Origin of the sequence: Actinomyces glycerinitolerans, from assembly GCF_900098745.1 — a bacterium.
In the GTDB taxonomy this organism is placed as follows: domain Bacteria; phylum Actinomycetota; class Actinomycetes; order Actinomycetales; family Actinomycetaceae; genus Actinomyces; species Actinomyces glycerinitolerans.
In genome coordinates, this window is the sequence record NZ_FQTT01000003.1 from 14,964 (window position 1) to 36,671 (window position 21,708).

At 70.6% G+C, this 21,708-nt stretch carries 18 protein-coding genes and 1 tRNA gene; 9 read left to right on the forward strand and 10 right to left on the reverse strand.

Annotation, left to right across the window (positions count from 1 at the left end):
• The first annotated feature begins 140 nt into the window (after positions 1-140).
• The 3 genes from ACGLYG10_RS03610 to ACGLYG10_RS03620 all read left to right on the forward strand — a co-directional run bounded on the left by ACGLYG10_RS03610 (position 141) and on the right by ACGLYG10_RS03620 (position 3,238).
• A complete protein-coding gene (locus tag ACGLYG10_RS03610; protein ID WP_073327998.1) occupies positions 141-2,093 on the forward strand; it encodes a serine/threonine-protein kinase in 1,953 nt (650 codons plus the stop codon).
• Between the two features lie 175 nt (positions 2,094-2,268).
• Positions 2,269-3,129 (forward strand): DsbA family protein, encoded by an 861-nt coding sequence (locus ACGLYG10_RS03615; RefSeq protein WP_234415954.1) that lies wholly within the window; start codon positions 2,269-2,271, stop codon positions 3,127-3,129.
• A gap of 33 nt (positions 3,130-3,162) precedes the next feature.
• Positions 3,163-3,238 (forward strand) — tRNA-Thr (locus ACGLYG10_RS03620).
• A 193-nt stretch (positions 3,239-3,431) separates the two neighbouring features.
• Here the strand turns inward: ACGLYG10_RS03620 and ACGLYG10_RS03625 are convergent.
• Positions 3,432-4,109: a uracil-DNA glycosylase gene (locus ACGLYG10_RS03625; protein WP_073328002.1), complete on the reverse strand. Its 678-nt coding sequence runs from the start codon at positions 4,107-4,109 to the stop codon at positions 3,432-3,434.
• An 83-nt stretch (positions 4,110-4,192) separates the two neighbouring features.
• Here ACGLYG10_RS03625 and ACGLYG10_RS03630 point away from each other — a divergent pair, with 83 nt between their 5' ends.
• The 4 genes from ACGLYG10_RS03630 to ACGLYG10_RS03645 all read left to right on the forward strand — a co-directional run bounded on the left by ACGLYG10_RS03630 (position 4,193) and on the right by ACGLYG10_RS03645 (position 9,168).
• On the forward strand, positions 4,193-4,795 hold the full coding sequence (locus ACGLYG10_RS03630) for a LytR C-terminal domain-containing protein (protein ID WP_073328003.1): 603 nt from the start codon (positions 4,193-4,195) through the stop codon (positions 4,793-4,795).
• Positions 4,792-6,102 carry a glycoside hydrolase family 15 protein gene (locus ACGLYG10_RS03635; RefSeq protein WP_073328005.1) on the forward strand — a complete coding sequence of 437 codons (1,311 nt, stop codon included), beginning with the start codon at positions 4,792-4,794 and terminating at the stop codon, positions 6,100-6,102. The genes ACGLYG10_RS03630 and ACGLYG10_RS03635 overlap by 4 nt, the downstream gene beginning before the upstream one ends.
• Positions 6,103-6,421: 319 nt before the next feature.
• Positions 6,422-8,050, forward strand: a complete 1,629-nt coding sequence (gene groL / locus ACGLYG10_RS03640; protein WP_073328006.1) for a chaperonin GroEL — start codon at positions 6,422-6,424, stop codon at positions 8,048-8,050.
• Positions 8,051-8,778: 728 nt separating this feature from the next.
• On the forward strand, positions 8,779-9,168 hold the full coding sequence (locus ACGLYG10_RS03645) for a hypothetical protein (protein ID WP_073328008.1): 390 nt from the start codon (positions 8,779-8,781) through the stop codon (positions 9,166-9,168).
• Positions 9,169-9,345: 177 nt separating this feature from the next.
• On the opposite strand, the gene ACGLYG10_RS03650 is transcribed toward ACGLYG10_RS03645, so the two are convergent.
• From ACGLYG10_RS03650 to ACGLYG10_RS03680, 7 genes are all read right to left on the reverse strand, one after another.
• Positions 9,346-9,582, reverse strand: a complete 237-nt coding sequence (locus tag ACGLYG10_RS03650) for a hypothetical protein (RefSeq protein ID WP_073328009.1) — start codon at positions 9,580-9,582, stop codon at positions 9,346-9,348.
• Between the two features lie 333 nt (positions 9,583-9,915).
• On the reverse strand, positions 9,916-10,221 hold the full coding sequence (locus ACGLYG10_RS03655; protein WP_073328011.1) for a WXG100 family type VII secretion target: 306 nt from the start codon (positions 10,219-10,221) through the stop codon (positions 9,916-9,918).
• Positions 10,222-10,537: 316 nt separating this feature from the next.
• Entirely contained in the window at positions 10,538-11,752 is a 1,215-nt protein-coding gene (locus tag ACGLYG10_RS03660; protein WP_396027148.1) for an HD domain-containing protein, read from the reverse strand.
• Between the two features lie 160 nt (positions 11,753-11,912).
• On the reverse strand, positions 11,913-13,577 hold the full coding sequence (locus ACGLYG10_RS03665; protein WP_073328048.1) for a sensor histidine kinase: 1,665 nt from the start codon (positions 13,575-13,577) through the stop codon (positions 11,913-11,915).
• 17 nt (positions 13,578-13,594) lie between these two features.
• On the reverse strand, positions 13,595-14,341 hold the full coding sequence (locus ACGLYG10_RS03670; protein WP_073328014.1) for a response regulator transcription factor: 747 nt from the start codon (positions 14,339-14,341) through the stop codon (positions 13,595-13,597).
• Between the two features lie 205 nt (positions 14,342-14,546).
• Positions 14,547-15,149, reverse strand: coding sequence for an NYN domain-containing protein (locus ACGLYG10_RS03675; protein ID WP_073328015.1), 603 nt, complete (start codon positions 15,147-15,149; stop codon positions 14,547-14,549).
• A 232-nt stretch (positions 15,150-15,381) separates the two neighbouring features.
• Complete coding sequence (locus ACGLYG10_RS03680; RefSeq protein WP_073328017.1) at positions 15,382-16,248, reverse strand: DUF559 domain-containing protein; 867 nt, start codon at positions 16,246-16,248, stop codon at positions 15,382-15,384.
• A 306-nt stretch (positions 16,249-16,554) separates the two neighbouring features.
• On the opposite strand from ACGLYG10_RS03680, the gene ACGLYG10_RS03685 reads away from it, so the two are divergent.
• Both ACGLYG10_RS03685 and ACGLYG10_RS03690 read left to right on the forward strand, forming a co-directional pair.
• On the forward strand, positions 16,555-18,438 hold the full coding sequence (locus ACGLYG10_RS03685; RefSeq protein WP_244542558.1) for an ABC transporter ATP-binding protein/permease: 1,884 nt from the start codon (positions 16,555-16,557) through the stop codon (positions 18,436-18,438).
• Positions 18,435-20,246 carry an ABC transporter ATP-binding protein gene (locus ACGLYG10_RS03690; RefSeq protein ID WP_073328018.1) on the forward strand — a complete coding sequence of 604 codons (1,812 nt, stop codon included), beginning with the start codon at positions 18,435-18,437 and terminating at the stop codon, positions 20,244-20,246. The genes ACGLYG10_RS03685 and ACGLYG10_RS03690 overlap by 4 nt, the downstream gene beginning before the upstream one ends.
• Before the next feature lie 12 nt (positions 20,247-20,258).
• Here the strand turns inward: ACGLYG10_RS03690 and ACGLYG10_RS03695 are convergent, their stop codons facing one another.
• Positions 20,259-21,176 (reverse strand): cation diffusion facilitator family transporter, encoded by a 918-nt coding sequence (locus tag ACGLYG10_RS03695; protein ID WP_073328020.1) that lies wholly within the window; start codon positions 21,174-21,176, stop codon positions 20,259-20,261.
• Between the two features lie 82 nt (positions 21,177-21,258).
• Positions 21,259-21,573 (reverse strand): protoporphyrinogen oxidase, encoded by a 315-nt coding sequence (locus ACGLYG10_RS03700; RefSeq protein WP_073328021.1) that lies wholly within the window; start codon positions 21,571-21,573, stop codon positions 21,259-21,261.
• Between the last annotated feature and the right edge of the window lie 135 nt (positions 21,574-21,708).

The window sequence follows — 21,708 nt, forward strand, 5'->3', positions numbered from 1 at the left end:
GGCGGTTTGCTCCGGTTAGGACCAACTTTGTCATACGACAACGCCGTCCGGGTAGTCCGAAAAGGCTCGGAATATCCTCAAAGGTCTGTGAATCCACTCACGTCAACCGCGTCCGGGGCACCTCCCGGTACTGTGTCGCCATGCCGCAGAGTCCCGACAGCTCCACCCCCGCCGCCCTGGCCGGGCTGCGCGCAGGTGCCAACGTCGGCGGCTACCGGCTGGTGCGCCGCCTGGGCGCCGGCGGCATGGGCGTGGTTTGGGAAGCCATCGACGGCGACGGCAAACGCGTCGCGATGAAGATCCTTCACCCGCAGATCGCGGCCGACCCGACGGCCCGCCGGCGCCTGGACCGTGAGGCCTCCGTCCTCGCCCGCGTCAAGGACTCGCGCGTGGCCCGCATACTGGATATCGAGACCGGCGACGGCGCGGACGGCGTCGGCGTCACCTTCGTCATCACCGAGCTGATAGACGGCCCGACTCTCCAGTACGAAATCGACCATGCCGGCGTCTACCGGCTGGACACGGATATCCGCGACCTCTCCGACCTCGCCCACGGCCTGGTCGACGCGTTGGCCGTCGTGCACGCCGCCGGCGTCATCCACCGCGACCTCAAACCCTCCAACGTCATGCTCGGCGCGGCCGGCCCGGTTCTGATCGACTTCGGCATCGCCCAGGTGGCCGACGACGTCCGCCTCACCCAGACCGGCCAGGTCACGGGTACCCCCGGCTTCATTCCGCCGGAGATGCTCGACGGCGGAGAACCCAACCCCGGCGTCGACTGGTACGCCTGCGCGGGCGTCCTACTGTTCACCATCACCGGCCTCCCGCCCTTCGGCTCCGGCCCCTGGCAGGCCGTCTTCCGCCGCGTATACGCCGGCACTCCGGAACTGGGCGACCTGGAACAGGTGCAGCCGGCCCTCGCGCGCGCCTTCACCGCGGCACTCGCCCCCGACCCCGCCGACCGCCTGCCCGTCCCCGATCTGTTGCGCGTCCTGGATGAGATCGCCGACGGCGGCGACGGCCAGACCGCTTTGGCGCAGGTGCTGCCGGATGCCGAGGCCGACGCCGGCGATGCGGCCGTCCCCGAGGTCGTCGAGGCGGACACGAGTACCGGCACCTATGGGGCCATCTACTCCCCCTTCTCGTCGGCCGGCAGCGCGGGAAGCCCGGGGACCGGTCCGGTGTCCGGCTCCGGCTATGGGATGGTGGCTCCGTCGTCTTCGGCGTTTTCGGCCCCCGGGGGCTACGGGGCCGTGGCGAGTCCCGCCCCGCAGGCCGACGCCGTCCGGCCGGCATCTCTTGCAGGCGCGCCGGCGGCGCCGATGCCGCCGTCGTTCACGCCCGGAGGCGGGGTGGAACCGGCTCAGTCGGGACCCGCGGTGCCGGCGCAGCCCAGTTTCGGTGCGCCCGTCCAGCCGGCCCCTGCCGGCTACGGGGACGCCCACTCCGCGGCCATGGCCCCACCCGTCCCCGGAGCGGTTCCCGAATGGGCGCTGGAGCCCCGGCGTCACCGCACCGTTGCCGCCTGCTTCTTCCTGATGCTGGCGGCGCTGGGACTGCTCATTCCCGGCTGGCTGGCGATCGGTTTCTCGCTGCTGGTGGTGATTGCGGGGACCGTCGGTCGGGCCGATGACGCGCGCCGTTGGCGTCGCCTGCGGGCCGGCTACGCCTCCGCCGCCGACAACTCGCGCATGTGGGCGTCGACCCCCTGGTACCTGCTGCGTTCCCTGATCGCCGGCACCGCCGCCTGTGCGGTGGCGGCGGTCGTCGCCGTGATGGAGTTCTACTTCTCCGGCCGAGCGCTAGGGTTCGCTCCGAATACCCCTCCCGCCCTGCTGGCCACGTGGGGTGACTACCACCGGTTGGGGCTGTGCGTGGTGTCGGTGGTGATCGCCTACATGGTGGTGGCTTGGTTCGTGCCCTGGGGTGCGCCCACCCGCCGTGGCGGCGCCCGCCTGATCGACCTGGTCCTGCGTGGGCGCACGAACCGGCGCATCGGCTGCATCGTGTTCGTCGTCATCGCGGTGGCCATCGTGTTTCTGTTCGCCATGGGCGCGATTCCTGTGGCCCGGCTAGACCCCTTCAGCTTGTAGGCATGGCCCGCTATACATAGGCATGGCCCGCTATACATAGGCATGGCCCGCCCACCGAGGTGAGGCAGGCCGCACCCTGCGGTCGTGCTTTCCTGGCGGTTCACAGGCAGAATGCCTAATGTGCAATGCGCCGCGTGACCTGCGGCAGCGTCGAACCCGAGTTGAGGAGTTGCTTGTGGCCTCAAACCAGCCACGTCCCACCAAGGCGGAGCGTCGGGAGGCGGCGCGCGCCAAGGCCCGGGCCATGCGCGAGGAGCAGGAGCGCCGGGAGCGGCGCGCCCGGATCACCCGCCGCAGCCTGTTGGGTCTGGGCGGCGTCGCCGTCGTCGGGGCCGCGGCCGCACTGGTCGTCAACTCGCGTAAGGACACCGGCCTGGGCGGCGAGATCGTCTCGGAACTGGCTCAGGGGGACGGCATGCCGGCTACCGTCCGCGCCGACGGGTCGATCGTCTTCGGGCCGGACCTGACGCCGGGCACCAGCACGGACGGCGCCCGGAACCTGCACATCTACTTCGACTACTCCTGCCACTACTGTGCCAACTTCGAGGCGTTGCATGCCGCGGAGATCGACTCCCTGCTGAGCGACGGCACCATCAACCTCGTGCTGCACACGGCACGGTTCTTGGAGAAAACCAATGACGGCTCCTGGAGCAACATGGTGTGCAACGCCCTGGGTGTCGTGCTGGACCAGGAGCCCGCCTCTGCGCTCGCCTTCCACCAGGCGGTGCTGGCCCGCTTCGCAGAGATCTACGCCGCTCAGGACTCCTCGGCACTGACCGCCGCCTCGGTGACGCAGGCCGCGACCGAGGCGGGCGTGAGCGACGCGGTGGTGGCCCAGATGGAGACCGCCATCGCCGACAACACCTATTCCGCCTGGCTAGCGCTCAACCGTGAGACCTTTTCACAGGGCGGCGTCTCGGGGACTCCGACGGTCTGCCTGGACAACGAGAGGCTGGAACTGACCGCCATCGCCACCGAGACCGGCATCACCGACTACATCCAGGGCGGCGCGGCCGAGGACACGTCTGCGCAGTAGCGGGGCATTTGGTCGGGTAAGCTCGGTCCGCACGCCGCGTTAGCTCAGCTGGTAGAGCAGCTGTCTTGTAAACAGCAGGTCGTCGGTTCGAGTCCGACACGCGGCTCCACGTTTTCCCGCACGGCCACGTGTACGTCCCTCCTCCGGGACTCCTCCGTGCCGGCGGCAGGTCGCCTGCTTCGAGCTTTTGCACCCTGGTGTGCGCCCAATTGCCGCACACCAGGGTGCAAAACGTCGCAGTAGAGGGCAAAGGTGCGGATCGGGCGGATGCTAGCCATCGTGCCCGCGCCCCGCGAACACACTCAGGGCAGCCGCCAGTCGACCGGCGTCGCCCCCAGGCGCTCCAGCTCCGCGTTCGCCCGTGAGAACGGGCGCGACCCGAAGAACCCCCGCGAGGCGCTCAGCGGTGAGGGGTGTGGGGAGGCGATGATCGGCGTCGAGCCCAGCATGGGGGACAGCGACTGCGCCGGCCGCCCCCACAGAATCGCCACCAGCGGCTGGTCCCGCGCCACCAGTGCCTCGATGGCGCACTGGGTGACCTCCTCCCAGCCCCAGCCTCGGTGCGAGGCCGGCTTGCCCGGCTGCACGGTCAGCACCCGGTTGAGCAGCATGACCCCCTGCAGCGACCACGGCGTCAGGTCCCCGGAGGTCGGGCGCGCCACGCCCAGGTCGCTGACCAGTTCGGTGTAGATGTTCTCCAGGCTCCGCGGCGGGCGCACCCCCGGCTGCACCGAGAAGCTCAACCCCATCGGGTGACCCGGTGTGGGGTAGGGGTCCTGTCCCACGATCAGCACCTTGACGTCGTCGAGTGGGTAGGTGAAGGCGCGCAGCACATCGGTGCCGGCGGGCAGGTAGCCGCGGCCGGCCGCGATTTCTTTGCGCAACTTCGCGCCGAGTTCGTGGATGGTCGGCTCCACCGGCGCGAGCGCCTGGGCCCAGGAGGGATGGATGATCTCGGACAGCGGCTTCGGTTCGGTCACGCCTAGAGCCTAGCTCCGGGTCGGCCTCGGGGTGTCGGCGCGCATTAGCCGCCGCCGCGTCGGCCTCCCGGTATTCTCACGGTGTGAGCCGCTACGACTACCCCGACGACGAGTTCGACGCCGACGACGACGGTCCGGTGCCCGTCGGGGTTCATCGCGCCCAGGTCCCCGCCTGGCGCAGCTGGATTCCCCTACTGGCCATCCTGATCATCGTCCCGCTGCTGGCATGGGGTGCGGTGGGGCTGCTCGGGCGCCACGCGGATGGGGTGAGCGGCGCCTCCACGGCCACCGCCGGCGTCCCCGCGGATGACAGCGCCGATGACGCCGCGCAGGGCGGCGAGGAGCAGGCCACCGCGGAACCGACCACGCAGCCCGCCGAGGAACCGACCGGCAATGCCGACTTCACCACCGGCATCACCGTGCACAACGGCACCGACACCAGTGGCCTGGCCACCCGTACCGGCGACAAGCTGCGCAACGCCGGCTTCACCTCCGTCACCGTCTCACAGGGCGTCTACAGTGCCGCCGAGCCGGCCAACACCACCGTCTACTACGCCTCCGCCGACCAGGCCGCCACCGCGCAGGCCGTCGTCAACGCGCTCGGGGCGGGCGAGCTGGTTGAGTCCGCCGAGGAGGCCCAGTCCAACCCGATTGTTGTGGTTCTGCGCAGCGACTATCAGGAATGATGCGCGCGGAAGGCGGCGGCGCCGGCCGGCTCCCCCGGCGTGCGCTGCTGCTCGCCGTGCCGGCCGCGGTCGCGGCGGCGAGCGCAACGGTTCTGCTGTCGTCAAGACCTGCCCGTCCCGCTCTGCTGAGCGGTGGCGTGCTGGCCCGAACCGACGGCGTCGTCACGGTGCTGCAGCCCGAGCGAACGGGCCGCCCGACACCGCTGGCCGCCGCTGTACGCCAGGGCCTGGACGCGGCCACGCTGCCGACCGGCCGATGGGAGGAATTCGCCCGCACGGCGCTGATCGATCTGCTGACCCTGACCGGGCCCGCGCTGGCCGAGCCCGGCGCTGCTGCCGCGGGTGCGGTGACCCGCTTCCCGCATGGCGCCGTCGTGGCCGGCCCGGTGAGCATCTGGCGCTATATCTGGCCCCGAGACGCCGCCTTCGCCGCTGCCGCCTATGCGGCGGTCGGGCTGGAGGCGCAGGCCCTCGACGTGCTCGCGCAGTTGGCGACCTTGCAGCGTCGCGACGGCGGCTTCGAGGCGCGCTACACCGCCGTCGGCGTCGTCCCGGATGACCGCCCCGCCCAGTCCGACGGTACCGGCTGGTTCTTGTGGGCGATCGGCCGGCTGCTCGCCGCCGGCGCGCGGGTGGACGAGCTATCCGCCCGCCTGGGGGAGGCGAGTGCGCGGGCCTGCGGCTTTCTGCTGGACTTGACCGACACGCCCGCGCACCTGCCGGCCGCGGCACCGGACTACTGGGAGGTGGGGGAGCGCACCCTCACCCTGGGGACGGCGGCGCCCACTCTGCTGGGGCTGGAGGCCGCGGCCGCGCTCGCGCAGGCGGGGCTGGAACTGGGCGCCGGCGCGGGTCCGTTGACGGAGCGGACGGTGACGGTGCGCGCGGCCATGGAGCGTGGCTTCGCGCCCGGTTGGGGCAGGCACGTGCGCGGGGACGACGTCGACGCGGCCATCGCGCTCGTAGCTCCGCCGTTCACCCGCGCGTTGGACGGCGTCGCGGCGGTAAGGGACGGAGCGGTGGCCCGCATGTCCCGGCCGGCCGGTGGGGTGGCGCCGGGGGAGTCGTGGCGCGACGACGGGATCTCCTGGACCCCGGAGACCGCACTGCTGGCCTGGTCGGCGGCCGGTCTGGGGCGCGACGCCGAGGCGCGCACGCTGCTGGAGTGGCTGGAGGCGCACCGTACTCGCGCCGGTGCGCTGCCCGAGAAGGTGCGCGCCGACGGCCTGCCCGCGGGGCCTGCACCGCTCGCCTGGACCTGCGCGCTCGTACTGTTGGCCACGGCGGAACTCCGCCGAGATCGGTAGAAGTTATGTGCCGAGATCGGTCGATATGGCTGCCGAGATCGGCACAAGCGACACGCCGAGACCGACGGAAACGGTGTCGGGAGAGCTCTTTCACACCCCGTTTCGGGCCGACGGCGAACCTGAGCGTCTTGCACTCAAGGGGTGAGAGTGCCAGCATTGCGGTTAGCACTCGGACCCGGAGAGTGACAAAGCCGCTCCCCGGATCCGGTGAACGACCCAGGCCGGCAGGTGAGGGTCGGCGTCGGACGGGACATGAACGTCCGGTGCCGCTCCGTCCGTCGCGGGCACCCGCCGGCCACCACCAAATACAGGAGCAGCAATGCCCAAGATCATCGCCTTCGATGAGGAGGCCCGTCGCGGAATGGAGCGGGGCCTGAACACCCTCGCCGACACCGTCAAGGTCACCCTCGGCCCCAAGGGCCGCAACGTCGTCCTCGACAAGAAGTGGGGCGCCCCGACCATCACCAACGACGGTGTGACCATCGCCAAGGAGATCGAGCTCGAGGACCCCTACGAGAAGATCGGCGCCGAGCTGGTCAAGGAGGTCGCTAAGAAGACCGACGACGTCGCCGGTGACGGCACCACCACCGCCACCGTGCTGGCCCAGGCGCTTGTGCGCGAGGGCCTGCGCAACGTGGCCGCCGGTGCCAACCCCATCGCCGTGCGCCGCGGCATCGACAAGGCCGTCGCCGCCGTCGTCGAGCGCCTGCTGGCCGACTCCAAGGAGGTCGAGACCCAGGACGAGATCGCGGCCACCGCCTCCATCTCCGCCGCCGACGAGCAGATCGGTGCCATGATCGCCGAGGCCCTGGAGAAGGTCGGCCACGACGGCGTCATCACCGTGGAGGAGTCCAACACCTTCGGCCTCGAGCTCGAGGTCACCGAGGGTATGCGCTTCGACAAGGGCTACATCTCCCCCTACTTCGTCACCGACGCCGACCGTCAGGAGGCCGTCCTCGAGGACGCCTACATCCTGCTGGTCGAGTCCAAGATCTCCAACGTCAAGGACCTGCTGCCCCTGCTGGAGAAGGTCATGCAGTCCGGCAAGCCGCTGGCGATCGTCGCCGAGGACGTCGAGGCCGAGGCCCTGGCCACCCTGGTGGTCAACCGCATCCGCGGCACCTTCAAGTCCGTCGCCGTCAAGGCCCCCGGCTTCGGCGACCGCCGCAAGGCGATGCTGCAGGACATGGCCATCCTCACCGGCGGCACCGTCATCTCCGAGACCGTCGGCCTGAAGCTGGAGAACGCCACCCTGGAGGACCTGGGCCAGGCCCGCAAGGTGGTCGTCACCAAGGACGAGACCACGATCGTCGACGGCGCCGGCGACAAGGACGCCATTGACGCCCGTGTCGCCCAGATCCGCAACGAGATCGAGAACTCCGACTCCGAGTACGACCGCGAGAAGCTGTCCGAGCGCCTGGCCAAGCTGGCCGGCGGCGTCGCCGTCCTCAAGTCCGGTGCCGCCACCGAGGTGGAGCTCAAGGAGCGCAAGCACCGCATCGAGGACGCCGTGCGCAACGCCAAGGCCGCCGTCGAGGAGGGCATCGTCGCAGGTGGCGGCGTGTCCCTGCTGCAGGCCGCCACCGCTCTGGACGCCCTGGAGCTGTCCGACGACGAGGCCACCGGTGCCGCCATCGTGCGCGTCGCCCTGGAGGCTCCGCTCAAGCAGATCGCCATCAACGCCGGCCTTGAGGGCGGCGTCGTGGCCGAGCGCGTGCGCAACCTGCCCACCGGTGAGGGCCTTAACGCCCAGACCGGCGAGTACACCAACCTGCTGGCCGCCGGCATCGCCGACCCGGTCAAGGTCACCCGCTCCGCGCTCCAGAACGCCGCGTCCATCGCGGGCCTGTTCCTGACCACCGAGGCCGTCGTGGCCGACAAGCCGGAGCCCCCGGCCCCGGCCGCCGCCGGCGCGGGCGCCGGTGACGACATGGGCGGCATGTACTGATCGGTCGCCCGGTCGGTTCGGTTCGCCGCTAGACGCGCCCCGCGCGGCCGCCCGGCGGACCCCGGTCCCATCACAATGACGGCGGGCCGTCCCCCTGCGCAAGCGGGAGGGCGGCCCGCCGTCGGTTCGGCTGCTGTGGTTGTCTAACGAAGTGGGGAGGTCATTGCTCCGCGTGTGGTCCGGTGCCTTGCGCTGGCCGGCGGGCCGGGCCGGAGCTGTGGGTTTGCACGCAAGGGCCGTCCGGGCAAGCCCGCATAATTCCCGGTTTCCCCTGGAAGTACGCGGAAACTGCTTCTCGACCCGAATCCGGTGGCATCGCTCCAGTGTGCAACGAGGGGGTCGTTGCACACTGGAGCACTGTCATGACACCCGGGCCGCGGGCAAGATCCGCGCGATCACACGGATTCCGCCATGGTGCTCACTCCTCGAGTGTGCGGACTCACCACAGGGGCCCGAACAACGCCACCGAACACCCACACCCACCCGTACCACACCCTCAAACCGGAAGAGCCGGTGAGGCTTTTCGGGTTTGAGGGTGTGGTGCCTTGGTGGTGCGGGCCTTCGCGGCGCCGCAGCCTTGGGGGCGCTGGGACTGTGGGGCCGCAGGACGCGTTGGGTACGCCCCTTCGGCGTAGTAGACGGCGTGACACTCGGGCGTTCAGTGCCGGGGCGGAGGCGGCTCCCAGCTCACCCTTGCCGAGGACATCGACGCGGTATTGGATGGGCGTATGAGTAGGACGGATGCCAACGCCCTCGTCGGGCGAGTACTTGCGGAGGTGCCGCCCTTCCTGCTGGTAGGACTTGGAGGGCTACTGCGGGTCTCGGACGGTCCCCTGTGGTCGGCGAGTCTGCTGGTCGGCGGCGGAGTGCTGTGGCAGGTGCTGGTGCTGGCGAAGACTCGCGCTGAGAGCGACACCGGTGGGGTCCGGATCAACAACCTGGGGCGACTGGCGGTGATCGCACTGCTGCTTCTGCTCGGCAATTGGGGTGCCTTGACCGGCGGGTTGGCCTTGCTGGCCCTGTTCCTGGGGGTGTGCGTGGCCCTGCGGTGCTGGCGCTTCCCCGACGGTCCGCGGCCGGTACGACGGCGCGAGTTCAATCCCCTGCGGGGCGTATAGGCCCGCGTCGCCCGGACACGTCCGGCCGTGCCTGCCGACGCGCCTACGCGACGCCGCTAGACAGGACCCCGGTCCGGTCACGACGACGGCGGGCCGTCTCCTGCGAGTGCGGGAGGCGGCCCGCCGTCGTGTGTCAGCTATCCATGCGTGTGGGAGGCCAGTCTGACCGTGTTACGGTCACGTGTTGGTCGAGCGGTTGCCTTGCAGCTGCCAGAAGTGAATGCCCAGGAACACAATGAGGGCGCTGAGCATACCGAGCCCATCGAAGTCGAACACTTGTAGGTGTCGCAGGGCGATGGTGGCGACGGCGATCAGGCCGAACAGAACGAAGCCGTCCCAGTGTCGCTCTCCCGAACGCCATCCCGCTAAGGCGGGCAGCGCCAGGGCGAACAGGATCCAAAGCAGAATGCTCATTGATGATTCCTAAGAAACGTTGTCCGTGGTGGCACCTTGGACCAGGTCCTCTAGGGTGGGGGTGCTTCGGCGGCGATCGCAGGTGATGCGGCTGCGAGTGCCGGGAGGCAGGCGGTCAGGCCGCCGAGCATGCGTCTGTGCATGGTGGCGCTCCTTCGAAATCAGGTGTGACCAATATCTCTGTGATCGCGGGAGGAGTCAAGAGAAAAGAGGTGCGTTGAATGAGCTGCGTTTTAGAGATACATGTGTTCACCCTGGGTGCAGGCCGACGCGACGACGGCGGGCCGTCTCCTGCGAGTGCGGGAGGCGGCCCGCCGTCGTCGGGCGCGCTGCTCAGGCGGGCGGGGCCTGGTAGCTGAAGCGACCGGAGTTGGCGGTCTCGGCGTCGTCGTAGGAGACGGCCGACTGGTCCAGGGCCTGACTGATCGCGTCCAGGCTCGCCTGCACCTGCAGTGCGGTGACGTGCCAGTCGGCGGCGCAGGCGGCCATGGAATCGGAGGCGCCACCCGTCCAGGAGGACTGGAGCAGCGAGATGTCGCCCTGCATTCCGTCCACCTCGGTCTGGATGGTGGAGATGCGAGTGCGGGCGCGCACGGCGGTGTCGGTGACGGCTTGGGTGTCGACGGCGAAGACGGGCATGGCGGGAGCCTTTCGGTGAAATGGTCCGGAGCCCCTGTGGCCCGGACTTGTGGGCGGCGCCGCAGCCGCGGCGTCTGAAATCACCGTAGGGATTGAGCTGAGGCGCCCGCATCCACCGCCGTCGATCTCTGTGGATTCACCCTGCACGAACCGCGCCTGTGGACTTTGGTGACCTCGCCGACGCGAATGTCCGGCAACGGCATAAACGTCCTGCGGGCGCGGGCCGGCCCGGCGCGAAACGTTGAAACGACGCCGCTCGTGATTCGTTGTCAGCGGGCGTGGAGGGCGTTCGTGCCGATCCTGGACAGTTTGCGCCTCAGTCGGCGGAGGAGCCGAGGATCGGTTCGGTGATGGCGGCGAACTCGCCCGTGCGCGCCTCCCGCAGCGCCTTGGCCTCTTCGCACTTGGCGCGCAGCTTCTCGGCCAGCTTGGCGCGCTCCGCCTCCGCCGCGCTGGCACGGTCGGTCGGGCCCTCCTCGCCCGGACGCGGCTTGGACAACAGCTGGTCGAGCTCATCCGCGCACGACTCCAGGGACGTCGTGTGCAACTCATCCGGGTCCCGGGGCGCACGTCGATGCGCGCGGGCCGCCTCCGGCGGTGTGGACGCGGAGGCGGCCGTGGCCCGCGCGGGCGCGACGGGCCGGACTTCCGAGGGAACGACGTCGGCGTCGGCGGCCGCTTCCAAACCACCCAGTTGCACGGACCGGTCCTGCGTATCTGAGCTGCTTGCCTCCGGCTGGAGTGGCGTCGCTGCAACCGCATCGGGCTGCTCATGCGCGTTGGCCCCGGATCCTGCGGTCGACGCGGTGGGGCGGGGCTGCTGCGCGGACGGCGGCAGCTGCGTCAGCTTGTTCTCCAGGTGACGCTTCTCCGCCTCCAGGTTCTCCCGTGCGGGCAGCTCCCAACGGGCGCCCAGCGGGGAGGAGAACAGCGTCTCGCGGTCCAGGAGCCGGGTGATGATCGCCAGGCGTGCGCGCAGGAAGTCCTCCAGGGGGATGTGGGCGTACTCCTCGCGCACCGCTGCCCGGTAGCTCTTGTACTGCTGGGGCTCTACGGCCAACGCCCCCAGGTCCGCGTCGGAGAGAGCTTGGGCGTCAATGTCGTTCTTGGCGAGGTTGTGGCGCTTGAGGTTCAGGATGAGCGCACACACGCGGTCCACGGTCTGGTCGGGCACGCCGAGCGCCTGCAGGCTCTTGGCGGCGTAGGCGGCGGAGGCCACCTCATCCTCGCCGCCATTGCGCCGATAGGTCGACTCCTGTGCGGTACAGAACACGCACCCGTGGTACCAGGCGGCCAGCCGCATGACGTCGGGGTTGTGGGACTCGTCGGCCAACTCGTCGACGCGCGCCAGCATGTTGATGACGTGCTTGAGGTTATGGAAGTGCCGGTCGGGGCTCGTCCACAGGGAGACGAGCTCTTCCCCGGTGGTGCGGATCTGCTCGACCGGCGCGGTAGCGCCGACCGCCTTCGCACTGCGTACGAACGCGGGGAGCAGCCACTGGGGCGCGTCGATCACGTCCATTTGGCTCATGAGAAAGCCTCCAAGATGAGATGAAACGCAGCCATGGTAGGACTACCGGCGGCGAACTTGAAGCCCACGGGGTGTTCTACCCGCCACCTTTTGCGCGCGTACCCCGTTCGTCGTCGCGCCGACCGATCTCGGCACGTAAGTACTACCGATCTCGGCGGGGTTACTGCGGGGTGTTGGGGGTGCTCTCCTCTGGCGCGGTAACCAGGGCGGGCAGCTCGATATGGACGGTGGCGCCGCCGCCGGGCGTCTGGTCCATGCGCACCGTGCCGCCGTGGCGGGCGATGATGGCCGAGACGATCGACAGCCCCAGCCCGGAGCCGCCGGTCTCCCGGTTGCGGGAGGTGTCGGCCCGGTAGAAGCGCTGGAAGACCTTCTCCGCGTCCGCCTCCGCCACGCCCGGCCCGTGGTCGCGCACCTCGACGACGACGGTCGGCCCCTGCGGCGCCCGCGTCCCATCGGCGGGCTGCCGCCTCGCGGTGGGGCGGTCGGCGGGCCGGCCCACCCCGGGGGCGGGCGGCCGGTTCACCGTGCCGACGGCGATCTCGACCGGGGAGCCGTCGGGGGTGTGGCGGGTGACGTTGCCCAGAAGATTGGTCAGCACCTGGGACAGGCGGTCCCGGTCGCCCAGGACCATCGTTGGGGGCGCCTCGCCGTCGGCATCGTCAAGCGGGAGGAGCGCGCAGTCGCGGTCGGGGGCCAGCACCATCATGTCCGTCAGCGCCCCCGCCGCAATCCGGGTTATGTCTACCGGCTCCATCGCCATCTCCCGGCCCTCGTCCATGCGGGCCAGCTGCAGCAGGTCGTCCACCAGCCGTCCCATGCGGGAGGCCTCGGACTCGATCCGCCCCATGACCTCGCCGGTGCGCTCGGGCGGCACGCCACCCATGCGGTACAGCTCCCCGTAGCCGCGAATCGCCGCCAGGGGCGTGCGCAGTTCGTGGGAGGCGTCGGAGACGAAGCGGGTCATGCGCTCCTGGGCCACGACCTGCACGTCGAAGGCCTGCTCATTCTGCTGCAACATCGTGTTCAGGGCGCGTTGCAGGGAGCCGACCTCCGTCGTCGGCGGCTCGGTGACGGGGACGCGGGCGGACAGGTCCCCGCCGGCGATCTGCCCGGCCACACCCTCGATCTGGCGCAGGGTGCGGAAGGAGCGCCGCACCAGGTACGCGGCGGCCATGGCGCCGAGCAGAATCACGGACACGTCGGTGAGTGCAACCACCAGGCGTGTCTGCTCGACCGTCTCCATCACATCGCTGAGCGGCAGGGCGATGGCGACCACGCCGATGTGCTCTCCGGTGTTGCGATCGTCGATCGGCAGGACGATGACCCGCCACTGGTGGTGCAGTTGGTCGGAGTCGACCGTGAACAGCTTTGGATCGGAGGCCTGTGCGACGGCCTGATCCAGCGACAGGGTGCCGATGATAGGCATGCCGTACTTGGCGGCGGTGTCGGTGGAGATCATCTGACCGTTCTCGCCGTCGAGATACTGGGCCTCCAGGTAGTAGGTGGAGGGCATGGAGGAGTCGCTGCTGGAACTACTGGTACGGCTGGTGCTGAGGGCGGTCAGCCCCTGGGTGCCGATGGCCTGGGCGGTGGCTTTCAACTGATCGTCCACCTGGCCGAGCAGCTGGTCGTAGAGCAACGAGGTGACGGAGACCGAGGAGGCGAGTAGTCCGACGGTCAGCAGGCCGGTGGTGATCAGGGCCAGGCGGCTGCGCAGCGGTTGAGCGCGCCACGCCCGCTTGAAGTCGGTCAGCAGGTGCCAGCGCCCGCGGCGGACCGGCCGGTACTGGCGACCTGTGGGTGGGCGGCGCACCGTGTCCATCACGGTGGCGCGCACGCTCAACCCGCCTTGGGTTCGCGCAGCATGTAGCCGACGCCGCGGCGCGTCTGGATCAGCGGGGCGACCGGCTTGCCGTCGGCGCCGGAGATCTGGTCCACCTTGCGGCGCAGGTAGGAGATGTAGGACTCCACGATGGCGGCGTCACCGTTCCAGTCGTACTCCCACACGTGGTCCAGGATCTGAGACTTGGACACTACGCGGCCGGCGTTGAGCATCAGGTAGCGCAGCAGCTTGAACTCGGTGGGGGACAGGTCCACCTCGACGCCGGCGCGGTGCACCTCGTGGGCGTCCTCGTCCAGGGTCAGGTCGGCCACGCGCACCATGCCGTCGTCCTCACCTTCCAGGGCGCGGGTGCGGCGCAGGATCGCGCGAATACGGGCCACGACCTCTTCCAGGCCGAAGGGCTTGGTGACGTAGTCGTCGCCGCCGACGGTCAGGCCCTGCACCTTGTCCGCCATGTCGTCGCGGGCGGTCAGGAACAGGATCGGGATGGTTACGTCGCGCTCGCGCAGGCGCCGGGCGACGGTGAACCCATCCATGTCGGGCAGCATGACGTCCAGCACGATCAGGTCGGGGTCGGCCTCTTCGGCGCCGCGCAGGGCGCCGTTGCCGTCCGCCGCCGTAAGCACCTCGAAGCCGGCGAAGCGCAGCGATGAGGCGAGCAGGTCGCGGATGTTCGGCTCGTCGTCCACCACGAGGAGGCGGGCCTCGTGAGACGTCTGCTGAGAATCGTGGGTGCGGTCCATGCCGCCACTGTGCACGGTGACTCTGGGAGTCTCCTGGACGCGTGGTGGGAGTGTGGAATGTGTTTCCATGGCGCTTCCCCGACCGGCCGTCTTCGCCGCGGTCGGGCGAAGTTGCGTGCCGAGGTCGGTCGAAGTTACGTGTCGAGGTCGGTTGTTGTGGCGGCGGGACCGCTCCTCGAGAGGTGCGGCTCCGCCGCCCACAGCGTCAGATGAACTTGAGCGGGTCGAACTCGGTCAGCGGGATGATGCGGACGCGCGGCAGCGCAATGGTGAAGGCGTCGACGTCCGTCTCCAGGTCGTAGACGGTCAGGCCGCGCGACTCCAGCGACGCGAGCTGAGTGTTGAGGAACTCCCGGAAGCACAGCACGTCGACCTGGGCGCCGGCGTCGAGCAGACGCTCCACCTGGGGGACGTAGTCGCCGTCGTGCGAGCCCAGCAGCACATGCACGGACTCGCCGGACTCGACGCGCTCGGCCAGCGCCTCCAAGGTGCGCTGAATACCGATGTCGACGACCTTCTCCTCCTGGGAGCCGGAGCCCGCCAGCGGGATCGGCCGGTAGTCCATCGCCAGCAGCGCCTGAACGAAGCCCATGGGCATGTGTCCGGAGGTGGCGTTGAGGAAGAACAGGGCGCGGGTCTCGTCTTCGCCGACGTCACCGTCGGAGTCGTCGGCAAGATCGTCGCAGAACGACAGGACGCGGTCCCAGCGCGGGCGCTCATCGGGCTCGGGGCGACGCCCCAGCACGCTCATGCCGAGAGTGGCGTCGATGTTCTCCCCATCGACGAGGAGATACGTGGGTGTGGTCATGGCGTCATGCTAACCGTCCGCGCCCGTGCACTCGCCGGACGGGTCGCGTGGCAGGTCGCAGACGGGCAGCGGTCATGCGCCGAGGATGTCCTCCACGCGGCTGATTGTCACCAGCGGGGACAAACGCCGGATCGGGTCCCGCGCTCCGCCCTGGCGCCCGCGTGATTTCAACGTTTTGCGAGGTGTGCTCCAGCGCCTAGGGGGCGTTTGTCCCGGATTCGGACAATGTGCTTCAGGAACTGCCGGCAAGACGGCTTCGAGCCGCCAGGAGTTCTTGGATTTCCGTTCCTACTCGGCCGGCTTGGACGTCTTGGCGGGTGAAACGGGCGACCCGGTAGCCCTGTCGGGTCAGTTCGCGATCGCGTCGGCGATCCAGGCCGAATTGGAACTCGTCTTCGTGGTAGCTGTAGCCGTCGAGCTCGAGGACCAGCCAGCCGTCGACAAGCAGGTCTACTTCTCCAACGCGATGGATGTCTACCCCGTCTTCGAAGGAAATGCCGGCTTGGTGTAGCTGCAACCGTGCGAGCGTTTCTAGTGGCGAGCGTGCACGCGAGCTGGCCAGGCCGAGGCGTTGCCGAGCCTGTCGGGAGCCGGGGCCCCGCAGCAGCTCTGCGATGGCTTCTACCGACGTGTGGCCCTGATGGAGGGCGGCGTCGCAGGCCATCAGCGGCCCCTCCGGGGTGGGATCGCAGCGCAGGTAGCGCGCGAGCATTTCCGGAATTGACGCCACCGGGTAATCGGTAGGCAAGGGCGGCTCCAAAGACCGCTCTACATGCAGAATCTCATTGCCTATCGGGGCCGCTGACCCGCCATGAGGTACTGCCAGGTGGACCGTCATATATCGCCGCGGATGCGGGTAACCGTAGTACTGCGCCGCGTGCTGACAGGTGATGACTCCACGGTGTATTCGAGCAAGGACCAGGCTGCGGTCGGCACCCGGCACGCTCACGACTCCGTGCGGATGGGCAATGAGCGTGCCGGCAGCGATGAGCCGCTCGACCTGGCGGTACTCGGTACGGTCCAGGCCGAGGTCACGTAGGCGCACCGCGCCGTAGCAGCCGCGTACCCGTGCCAGGATGTCGTCTTCGCGCCGTTTCATGCCTCGATGCTCTCCACATGCGGGTGAGCAATCCAGCGACGTTGTTGAGCGCTGTGGATTCACCCTGCATGAACGCCACCTGTGGACCGCGGCGCTGCAGGCTGAGGCTGATTGTCACCAGCGGGGACAAACGCCGGATCGGGTCCCGCGCTCCGCCCTGGCGCCCGCGTGATTTCAACGTTTTGCGAGGTGTGCTCCAGCGCCTAGGGGGCGTTTGTCCCGGATTCGGACAATGCTCGCGGCCGAGGGCTTTGCAGACGGCGGACCGGGGTCATAGAGGGGCAGAGATTAGGTGATCATAAGTGCATGATGAAGACGCAGCCCGCCGACCGCCCCCGCGGTGCCGATGATGCCGCCGACCCAGCGGCGGCCGCTGCCTCCAAGCCCAGGCTCGGCACCCGCGCTGGCACCCTCGCGAATGCGGCGGCCGCCGTGCTGACCGCAGTCGGCTCCCTGGCCGAGGCGTGGGCGCTGATTGCCGCGGCCCGCGCCGTCGCCTCCGTGGCGAGTGCGGCCCCCGCACTGGCCACGCTTGCCGGCGCAACCGCCACGCCCGGTGCCGCGGCCCACCACCTCATCGTCGCCGCCACGGCCGCCCTCGTCTCCGCCGTGTGCGCGGCAGCCGTCCACTATCTCGCCCAGGCCAGTGCCGCCACCCAGGAGGGGGCGCTGCGCCGCCAGGTGCTCGCCCACCTGTTCGATCTCGGCCCCGCGCACGCGTCGGCCCGCACCGGCGCCACCGTCACCCTGCTTACCGACGGGGCCGAGCGGGTGGCCGCCTACCGGCAAACGTTCCTCGTACCCACGATCGCCGCCATCGCCTCCCCGCTGCTGGTGCTGGCGCTGCTCGGGGCAACGGTCGACCCGCTCAGCGCACTAGTGCTGGCGACCGCCTTCGTGGTGGTACCCGCGTTCATCGTCTTCCTGCATCGGCGACTGCGCCGCTCCTCGGCCGATTCGCGCGCGCAGCGGATGCGGCTGAGCGCCGAATACCTCGACGCCATCCAGGGCCTGACCACACTGGTGCTCGCCCGCGCCGCCAACCGCCGCGCCGCCGACCTGGAGGCCTTCGGCGAGGCCAACCGCCGCGCGGTGATGCGGTTGCTGGCCGGCAACCAGCTGGTCATCCTGGTCACCGACGGCCTGTTCTCCCTGTTCCTGGTAACCGCCTCCACCGCACTCGCCCTGACCCGCCTGGGTTCCGGGGCGATCGGGCTCGACGGCGCCCTCGCGCTGGTGCTGGTCTCCTGCATCCTGTTGCAGCCACTGGACCGGGTCGGCAGCTTCTTCTACGTGGGGATGGGCGGCATGGCCAACCAGCGGGCCCTGCGCCGCGTCTTTGCCCGCCGCCGCCCCGACGGCGCAGCGCCACAGCCGGACCCCGACGGGCCCGCAGCCCCGGGCGCGGCTGCGCACACCGCCGCGCCCATGGTCTCGCTGCGCGGCGTCACCGCCGTCCGGGAGCCACGCCCCGCCGACGCCGGCGGGCACCCCGGGGGCCACCCCGGCGCCTCAGCAACCCGTGGGCATCCGGGAGGACACCCCGGACCCGCCGCCCACCCGCGGTCCAAGCCACCCGCCCCGGTCACCGTGCTGGCCGACGTAAACCTGGAGGTTGCCCCCGGCGAGCATGTGGCCGTCGTCGGCCCCTCCGGCGCCGGCAAGTCCACCCTCATGGCCCTCATCCGCGGGGACCTGCTGCCCGCCGCCGGGACCGTGCGCGTGGACGGCATCGCCTCCACCGCCGCCACCCAGGACGACATCCGGGCCACCAGCGCCGTGGTCGACCAGACCACCTGGCTGTTCACCGGCACCATCGCCGACAATCTCCGCCTGGCCGGCCCCGGCGCCACCGAGGCGCGCATGTGGCAGGCGCTGCAGGCCGCCAACCTGGCCGACGAGGTCCGCGCCCTGCCCGACGGCCTGAACACGGACGTCGGCGAGCGCGGCTCCCGGCTCTCCGGCGGACAGGCCCAGCGCCTGTCCCTGGCGCGCGCCTTCCTCGCCGACCGGCCCCTGCTGCTGCTCGACGAGCCGACCAGCCAGGTCGACCTGGCCAGCGAGGCCGCGATTATCGACGCCATCGAGCGCCTGTCGGTCGGCCGCACCGTCATCACCGTCTCCCACCGCGCCGGGGCAACCGCCGCCGCCGACCGGGTGGTCACCGTTGCGGAGGGCACCCTGCGATGAGCACGCCAACCCCGCCCCGCCCCAACGCCACGGCTCCTGCCCCCGGCGACGCCGCCCGCCCCTCCCGCCGCGCGCTGGTCGGCTGGCTGCTCATGGTCACTCGGCCGGTCCTGCCGCCACTGCTGACCTCCACCGTCTGCCGGGTGGCCGGCCAACTGCTCGGCGTGGCCATGTTCGCCCTGGCCGCCCACGCCGTGGTCGAGGCCGCCCAGGCCCTGGCCGCAGGCGGCCCCGCTCCCTCGGTTTGGCCGGTGCTGAGCGCCATGGTGGTCATGTCCCTGGCAAAGGCCGCATTGCGCTACGGCGAGCAGTTCCTCGGTCACACGGTCGCCTTCAGCTCCCTGGAGCTGCTGCGCGCCGAACTGTTCCGGGCCCTGGCCCGCCGCACCCCGCGGGTGCTCACCACCGCCCACTCCGGCGACCTGCTGGCCCGCTCCACCAAGGACGTCGACCGCATCGAGGTGTTCTTCGCCCACACCTTCGCCCCCGCCGTCAGCGCCCTGCTGGTGCCGCTGACCGTGGTGGTCACCATCGGGATCGGCGCCACCTGGCCGGTCGCCGGCGCAGCCGCCCTCACCCTGGTGGCGGCCATCGCGGTGGTGCCGGTCCTCGGGCAGCGCCTGGCTGCGGCCGGATCCCGACGCGCCGTCGCCGCCCGGGCGGCGCTGACCCAGCATGTCACCGACTCCGTGCAGGGGCTGGCGGAGGTGGTCGGTTACGGCCGCGCCGCCGAGCGCCTGGAGCGCACCCGCGCCCTCGACGACGCCGTGGTGGCCGCATCCCGCCCCGCGACGGCGGCCGGGGCCTTGCGCCGCGGCGGGGTGCAGCTATTGGTGCTGGCGGGCCCCATCGCCGTCGTCGCGGCCGGTGCCGGGCCGGTCGCCGCCGGGGTCGTCTCGCCCGCCGCGCTGGCGGCTGCGGCGGCGGCCGTGCTGCGCCTGGGGGAGACGGTGCGCGGCGCGGAGGAGCTGGCCGGCTCCCTGCCCACCGCGCTCGCGGCCGCCGAGCGCGTGCGCCAGGTGGCCACCGCCCCCGTCGAACTGCCCGACGGCGCCGCTGTGCTGCCGCCCGGCGCCATCGGCATCGCCTGGGAGGACGTCGACTACACCTACCCGGGGGCCTCGCGCCCGTCCCTGCGCGGGGTGAGGGTGCGCGCGGCGGCCGAACAGTGGACCTGTCTGGTGGGGGTATCCGGCTCGGGTAAGACGACGCTCGCGCGGCTGGCGCTGCGCTTCGACGATCCCGATCGCGGCCGGGTGCGCGTGGGCGGCGTCGACCTGCGCGAGGCGGCGGCCGACGGCCTGCGTGGCCGGGTGGCGCTGGTGAGCCAGGAGGCGCACCTGTTCCGCATGAGCGTGGCCGACAACGTGCGCCTGGCCCGTCCCGGAGCCACCCGCGAGCAGGTCGAGGCGGCCTGCCGGGTCGCTGCGCTGCATGAGGAGGTGGCGGCCATGCCCGCCGGCTACGACACCCTGCTCGGCGAGCGCGGCGCCTCCGTCTCCGGCGGGCAGCGCCAGCGGCTCGCCTTGGCGCGCGCCCTGCTGGCCGAGCCGGACGTGCTGGTGTTGGACGAGTTCACCAGTCACCTCGACCCCGCCGTCGACGCGCGCGTGCGTGATGGCGTGCACGACTGGGCGGCGCGGCGCGGGGCCACGGTCGTGGAGATCACCCACCGGCTGCACCGCATCGAGCAGGCCGACCACGTCGTCGTGCTCGACGGCGGCCGCGTGGTACAGTCCGGCGCCCCGCGGGAGTTGCTGGCCGATGCCGACGGTCCGCTGGCGCGGCTGCGCGCCCGCCAGGGCTGAGGGGTCGGACCGTCAGACGTCCTCGACGTCGGCATAGGACAGCGGGTCCTCGATCGGCTCCAGGTGGGCGGAGACCCGCAGGCTGGGGTCGGCGGAGACCAACTCATCGATCAGCGCCTCGGTGTAGTCGTGGCCCTGCTTGACCGTCCAGGCGCCCGGAACCAGCACGTGCAGGTGTGCGAAGCGGCGGCTGCCCGCCTCGCGGACGCGCACCGCGTGGAAGTCCACCACTCCGGTGCGGCGTCGCTCGTCCAGGATGGCGTTGATCCGCTCCAGCGCCTCCCGGTCCGGGGCCACATCCATGAGTCCGGCCACCGAGTCGCGGATCAGCTGGAACCCGGTCCACATGATGTTCAGGCCCGCTCCCAGTGCGACGACGGCGTCGAGCACCGGCGAATGGAAGACGGCCACCAGGCCCACCCCCAGCAGCACGGCCGCGGAGGTGATCACGTCGGTCAGCAGGTGCTTGGCGTCGGCGACGAGTGTGGCCGAGTGCTCGGCGCGGCCCTTGCGCAGCAGCACCCAGGCAACCAGCGCGTTGATGAGGGAGGCGCCGACCGAGATCACCAGGCCCAGGCTCAGCCGCTCCGGCATGACCGGGGTGATGATCCGCTCCACCGCGGAGAAGATGATGAAGGCGGCGGCCACGAAGATCATGGCGCCTTCGCACACGGAGGAGAAGTACTCCGCCTTGGAGTGGCCGAACTGGTGGTCGTCGTCGGCGGGGCGGATGGCGATCTTGAGCACGACCACCGCCACCAGGGCGGCTACCAGGTTCACCAGGGATTCGGCGGCGTCGGATAGCAGCCCGACCGAGCCGGTCAGCCAGGCGGCCGCCGCCTTGAGGGTGATGGTGGCCAGGGCCGCGCCGACGGAGAGCCAGGCGTAGCCGGACAGGTCCTTAGGCGGGGCGTAGCGCGGAGATGGCACTCCCCGAGTATGGCCGCAGCGGGCGCCCCGGCGGAAGTCGCGTCCGCGTCGCGTACGTGGTTGCGACGCAGAGTCGGCGCGGTCAGTCGGACTGGTTGACGGGGCGGACCTCAGCGTCGTCGACGGTCACCGAGGGGGCCGGGGAGGGCTGCGCGGCGGGCGCGCCGAACAGGCGCTCCTTGACGGCGTCGGCAACCTTGTCGGTGACGGCCTCGCCCTGCTCGCGCACGAAGCTGGAGGCGCGGTTGGAGGCGGCGCTGAGCTTGTCCCGCACGAAGGGCTGATCGGCCAGCTTGGTGGCCGACGCCTTGATCCGCTCGTACTGGGCGCGGCCTGCGCGCGTCCCGAGGACGTAGCCGGCGCCGAGGCCGACGATGAAGGGGAGCTTGCTAGCCATGGATTCCTCCTGCACGGGTGCCGTCTGGTGCGGTCCCTGCACACAACCCTACCGGTTCCACCCTGGAGTCCGGCTGGGCGAAGGCCCCATGAAGGTCTGACGAGAACTCATTAGGTAAATCTACCTTTGCTATAC

What these genes read in the sequence shown, in the direction of transcription:
- ACGLYG10_RS03655 (WP_073328011.1), bottom strand. Translation starts at nt 10,221, where the DNA reads ATGCCCGTCTTCGCCGTCGACACCCAAGCCGTCACCGACACCGCCGTG.
- ACGLYG10_RS03665 (WP_073328048.1), bottom strand. Translation starts at nt 13,577, where the DNA reads ATGGACACGGTGCGCCGCCCACCCACAGGTCGCCAGTACCGGCCGGTC.
- ACGLYG10_RS03645 (WP_073328008.1), top strand. Translation starts at nt 8,779, where the DNA reads ATGAGTAGGACGGATGCCAACGCCCTCGTCGGGCGAGTACTTGCGGAG.
- ACGLYG10_RS03650 (WP_073328009.1), bottom strand. Translation starts at nt 9,582, where the DNA reads ATGAGCATTCTGCTTTGGATCCTGTTCGCCCTGGCGCTGCCCGCCTTA.
- ACGLYG10_RS03685 (WP_244542558.1), top strand. Translation starts at nt 16,555, where the DNA reads ATGATGAAGACGCAGCCCGCCGACCGCCCCCGCGGTGCCGATGATGCC.
- ACGLYG10_RS03675 (WP_073328015.1), bottom strand. Translation starts at nt 15,149, where the DNA reads ATGACCACACCCACGTATCTCCTCGTCGATGGGGAGAACATCGACGCC.
- ACGLYG10_RS03610 (WP_073327998.1), top strand. Translation starts at nt 141, where the DNA reads ATGCCGCAGAGTCCCGACAGCTCCACCCCCGCCGCCCTGGCCGGGCTG.
- ACGLYG10_RS03680 (WP_073328017.1), bottom strand. Translation starts at nt 16,248, where the DNA reads ATGAAACGGCGCGAAGACGACATCCTGGCACGGGTACGCGGCTGCTAC.
- ACGLYG10_RS03700 (WP_073328021.1), bottom strand. Translation starts at nt 21,573, where the DNA reads ATGGCTAGCAAGCTCCCCTTCATCGTCGGCCTCGGCGCCGGCTACGTC.
- ACGLYG10_RS03690 (WP_073328018.1), top strand. Translation starts at nt 18,435, where the DNA reads ATGAGCACGCCAACCCCGCCCCGCCCCAACGCCACGGCTCCTGCCCCC.
- ACGLYG10_RS03660 (WP_396027148.1), bottom strand. Translation starts at nt 11,752, where the DNA reads ATGAGCCAAATGGACGTGATCGACGCGCCCCAGTGGCTGCTCCCCGCG.
- groL (WP_073328006.1), top strand. Translation starts at nt 6,422, where the DNA reads ATGCCCAAGATCATCGCCTTCGATGAGGAGGCCCGTCGCGGAATGGAG.
- ACGLYG10_RS03670 (WP_073328014.1), bottom strand. Translation starts at nt 14,341, where the DNA reads ATGGACCGCACCCACGATTCTCAGCAGACGTCTCACGAGGCCCGCCTC.
- ACGLYG10_RS03635 (WP_073328005.1), top strand. Translation starts at nt 4,792, where the DNA reads ATGATGCGCGCGGAAGGCGGCGGCGCCGGCCGGCTCCCCCGGCGTGCG.